Here is a 4,240-nt window from a genome sequence, read left to right as displayed (position 1 = left end):
GGTTAAGCGGGTTAAGGGTCGAGAGCGCAGTTGAGGTCAAGTCGGTTGAGGGAGCCTTCGCACCCAGTGCTCCCTCAACTCGGGAAGAATCTACCATCATTGATGGTGACTTGAAACTGCACACCCTCTCACCCCACACCCTACACCCCACCCCCACCCGGCATAGTCTTATCCAAAACTGACGTTTACTTATTGTTGCTAAACCGATCGAACGATACCCGAATGTCCCTCAATCTCATCGATCGGCTGGAACTGTCCATCTAAATACGCCGCCAGAAACTCTTCGGCGATCGCGTAAAAATGGAGTCGATTTTCCGGACGGGCAAAACCATGACCTTCGTCAGTATAGAGAACGTACTTCACCGGTTGCCCCGCTTGACGCATAGCCTCGACAATCTGCTCGCTTTCAGCTTGTTTGACGCGCGGATCGTTTGCCCCCTGACCGATGAGCAGGGGTTTTTCAATGTTGTCGCTCGCAAACAGGGGCGATCGCGATTTGAGGAATTCTTCTTCCGTTGCCACATCCCCCATCCGACGGGCAAATACTGCCCGCAAGGGTTCCCAGTAGGGGGGAATACTCTCCATCAGCGTCACCAAATTACTCGGTCCGACGATATCCACGCCGCAGGCAAACACCTTGGGGGTAAACGTCAGCCCCACCAGGGTCGCGTAACCGCCGTAGGAAGCCCCCATAATCGCCACTTGGGTGCGATCGCTCACCCCCTTTTCGACCAACCAATCCACCCCATCGAGCAAATCGTCGTGCATTTTTCCGGCCCACTCGCGGTTACCGGCATTGAGAAACGCCTTACCGTATCCCGTCGAACCTCGGAAATTCACTTGCAGGACTGCATACCCCCGATTCGCCAGCCATTGCACTGTTGGATTGTACCCCCAGGTATCTCGCGCCCAGGGACCGCCATGGACGAGCAGTACCGTTGCCAGGGGCACTTCTCCCCCCATGGGTAGGGTGAGGTAGCCGTGCAGGGTTAATCCATCCCGCGCCTCATAGGAAATCGGCTGCATGGAAACCAGGGGCAAGTCTTCTAATTCCGGACGATCGCTAAATAAGAGGGTACTCGTGCGCGAAGGGCGATCGTAAGTGTAGTAGTATACCGGACCGTCATCGGTAAGGTAGGAGACCAGCCAGGTGGTATCCTCCAAATCGCGACTGACCAAACGCAACTCTCCCCTGCGAACTTTAGCCAAGACGGCAAAATCTTCCGCCAGACTCTCATCTAAGACCTGCCACTCTAGGCGATCTTTGTAGAAAGAAACCGCTTGGGGCGATCGGGTTTTCTCCTGCACCAAAATCTCGGCCACATCGTATTCGGCATCTTCTGCAACGATCGCTTCTTGGCGAGTGGATAAATTCAACGCAATTAAACGTTTGGCATTGGCATCGTGATTCCCCACCAGGTAGAGAGTTTTACCATCGGCGGAAAATCCCACGGGATACCCTTCATCGTCGCCACTCCAGTGACGCAGCACTTCCCAATCCTTCTCGGGGGTTTCCCGAAACAGCAAATCGTAGCCACCATCGGGGGTTGCCGCCACGGCCGCGCGAATCTGATAGTTTTCGTCGGCCGTCCAACCGACGACGTTACCGGGATTTCGGGTATCGAGTCGAACGTCCCCACCGGCAAGGTCTATGCGGTAAACATCGAAGCGTTGGGGAGTTTCTCGATTCAATCCCACTAAAATATCCTGGGGGAAGTTGGCATCGAGATCGATCAGTTGAACTCTCACCCCAGGAAAGGGTGTCAAATTCCGTACGTCGCCGGTGCGAACGTTGACGGCGTAGAGGTGAAAGTTTTCGTCCCCGTCGGCATCTTGCACGTAAACCAGTTGTTGGGGATCGTAAGTCCACAGATAAAAGCGAATGCCACGTTTGGGATCTTGGGTTAATTGACGAGCTTCCCCAACACCGACTTCGCGCACCCACACTTGAAGGACATTCTTGACATCCGGGGCAATATATGAGGTGTATTTCCCGTCAGGAGACAATTTGGGACTCGTGCGTTCGGGATTGCCAAAGAGAATTTGTCGATCGATAATGGGCGGTCGAGGATGATGGTGGAGATCGTAAGGATTTACAGACATCAACAACTTCCTACAATTAGAACATGTTAATCGGCCGTGGGGACGGTGATGTATAGCAACCGCCACACCCGTTCAGACATCGTGAAGGTAAGCGGGGGGAGCGGGGGAAGAGAAGAACATGCTGACTTGAGCTGGATTTCTCAAGTGTCCTAACCGTCTTGGCGACAGCTATATTTGCCCCCTCGACTGGAGTCTGGGTTGGGTTAAGCCGCAGGTGATGATATCGACTCTCCGGTTATCTTCAAAAATCGGCGATCGCCTGCCTCGAAAATCGATGTAGGTTGGAGTCATCGATCTTCGAACGCTCGCGGCACCGGGTTCCCCACACCCTATATAATCGGGAGCACTGGCGCTATGAGCGATCGCCCATCAGCCAAAACTTTTCTGTGTCTATTTTCTGGGTTGTTGATTCGTCTTAAGCGCTATGCGCTTTGCGATACCCAGTGACCCAGTCACCCGACCCGAAGTGAAAACTCTCTCATCGCTTGCCTGACGCGAGACTAGTGCTGCTAGGCACAATTAAAAATGCTCACCGTACATAGCTTTGCTGCGTTTGAGAGCTAGGTAATGATTTTTGCCGCGCTGCACTAGAGGTCTGTCAACTTTGATGATGTGCGTTAGCAATTGTTCAAAATATTGCATATCAAGCAATTTCAGACAACACGACTCACAACTTTAAGCTTGACAGACCTCTAGGTTCTGTTGACATTTCAGACTGGCAGTCTTTACCCGCAGTGTTGACGAAGCATTTCGCTCGTACCGATGAAATTCAGTCATCACATGGGGTTGAACGCCAAATGTCAACACAGCCTAGCAAGGAACCAGAGTATCCGAGCGCCCCAACACCCGCCGATCTTCTTCATCGAGTTCCACGGGAGTGCCACTGCGGATTAACTCGATAAAGTCTTCGTTGGGAACCATCATACATAACAGATACAATCGCTCCTGACCCGTATTCCAAATTTCGTGGATGCCCGTCGGCGGAATGAGCAAACTATCTCCCGCTTTGATGCGGACGACTTTCCCATCGCAGTGGGCGACGCCTTCTCCTTTGAGAACGAAAAACATTTCTACCGCCAGTTGATGGCGATTGGGAGGTGTTTTTCCCCCCACATCAAAAATTTCGACGCAAACCGCAAGGGACATATTTGCAGCTTCGGGATCGAAGACGATCGCCAATCGGTTCGTATCGTGGGGACTAATCCGAAATGCTTGATAGTCCTCGCTAGATTTCGCAATCGCGATCGTACAACATTCCATCATTGGCGCTTTTCTCCGGCGGAATATTTGTTATTGAGTTATCGCTCGATCGAGTCTTTAGAAAAAACACCCAGAATCGCACGCGAACCCAAAGCACTGATTAATGTTATACACCGTTGCTAGCCAACAGTATTCAGGAGAGGTGGTTGCGGAACAATCTTTAACAAAAATACAATCGTAGCCCATAAAATTCGCATCCTGTAGGGTTGCCATTACGCATTGATCGGCATTTACACCTGCAAATAACAGGGTTGTTTTTCCCAAGTTGCGCAAAATACTATCGAGGGGGGTATCCCAAAAGCCGCTCATGCGATATTTATCCACGCGAATATCCTCGGGGGTGATTTCAAGTTCGTCCACCACCGCCGCAGCCCAACTGCCAGCGGTCAGAACGGGAGCACCATTTTTCGGCAGCGGATCGGCTAAACCCACGCCCGATCCGGTGGGATTGTAGACGTGACGCAACCCGGCACTGATATTGAGTAAATCCGGTCGATTTCCCCAATTGAGCCAAATCACGGTCACCCCGAGATTTCGCAATTGAGGTAACAGTTGAGTCAACGGGGCGATCGGTTTGCGCGCTGGAGTCACATCCACCCCAATATGGGATAGCCAGCCGTCGGGATGACAGAAATCATTTTGCATATCGATGACGAGAATGGCTGTTTTGGCTAAATCGATGGTGAGGGTTTTGGTCTCGGTTTCGATCGTCATCGGCTGGGGGGCGATCGCCTTGCGGGTGAGATCGGCGCTGCGATCGTCCACCATCCATGCATTTGGGGGAATGCCGAGGGTTTTGAGGGAAGGATTCATTGGAGATTCTCCTGTTGATGGGAATGGGGTGTGGGTTGTGGGGTGTGGGGTGTGGGGTGTGGGG

General features: G+C 52.3%; 4 protein-coding genes. 1 reads left to right on the top strand and 3 read right to left on the bottom strand.

From position 1 onward, the window contains the following. Positions 1-182: hypothetical protein (locus AC2215_RS23175; RefSeq protein ID WP_486812388.1), on the top strand; the 182-nt coding region annotated here is incomplete at its 5' end. A 16-nt stretch (positions 183-198) separates the two neighbouring features. Here the strand turns inward: AC2215_RS23175 and AC2215_RS23170 are convergent. The 3 genes from AC2215_RS23170 to AC2215_RS23160 all read right to left on the bottom strand — a co-directional run bounded on the left by AC2215_RS23170 (position 199) and on the right by AC2215_RS23160 (position 4,131). Next, the gene (locus AC2215_RS23170; protein ID WP_486812387.1) at positions 199-2,103 is read right to left on the bottom strand and encodes a S9 family peptidase; all 1,905 of its coding nucleotides are present in this window, start codon (positions 2,101-2,103) and stop codon (positions 199-201) included. A gap of 810 nt (positions 2,104-2,913) precedes the next feature. Then, positions 2,914-3,366: a cupin domain-containing protein gene (locus AC2215_RS23165; protein WP_486812386.1), complete on the bottom strand. Its 453-nt coding sequence runs from the start codon at positions 3,364-3,366 to the stop codon at positions 2,914-2,916. Positions 3,367-3,420: 54 nt separating this feature from the next. Further along, the gene (locus AC2215_RS23160; protein ID WP_486812389.1) at positions 3,421-4,131 is read right to left on the bottom strand and encodes a cysteine hydrolase family protein; all 711 of its coding nucleotides are present in this window, start codon (positions 4,129-4,131) and stop codon (positions 3,421-3,423) included. Positions 4,132-4,240 lie beyond the last annotated feature (109 nt).

Source organism: Zarconia sp., assembly GCF_057467645.1.
Note: the sequence above shows the minus strand (reverse complement) of the source record. Positions and strands in the feature narration are given on the sequence as shown.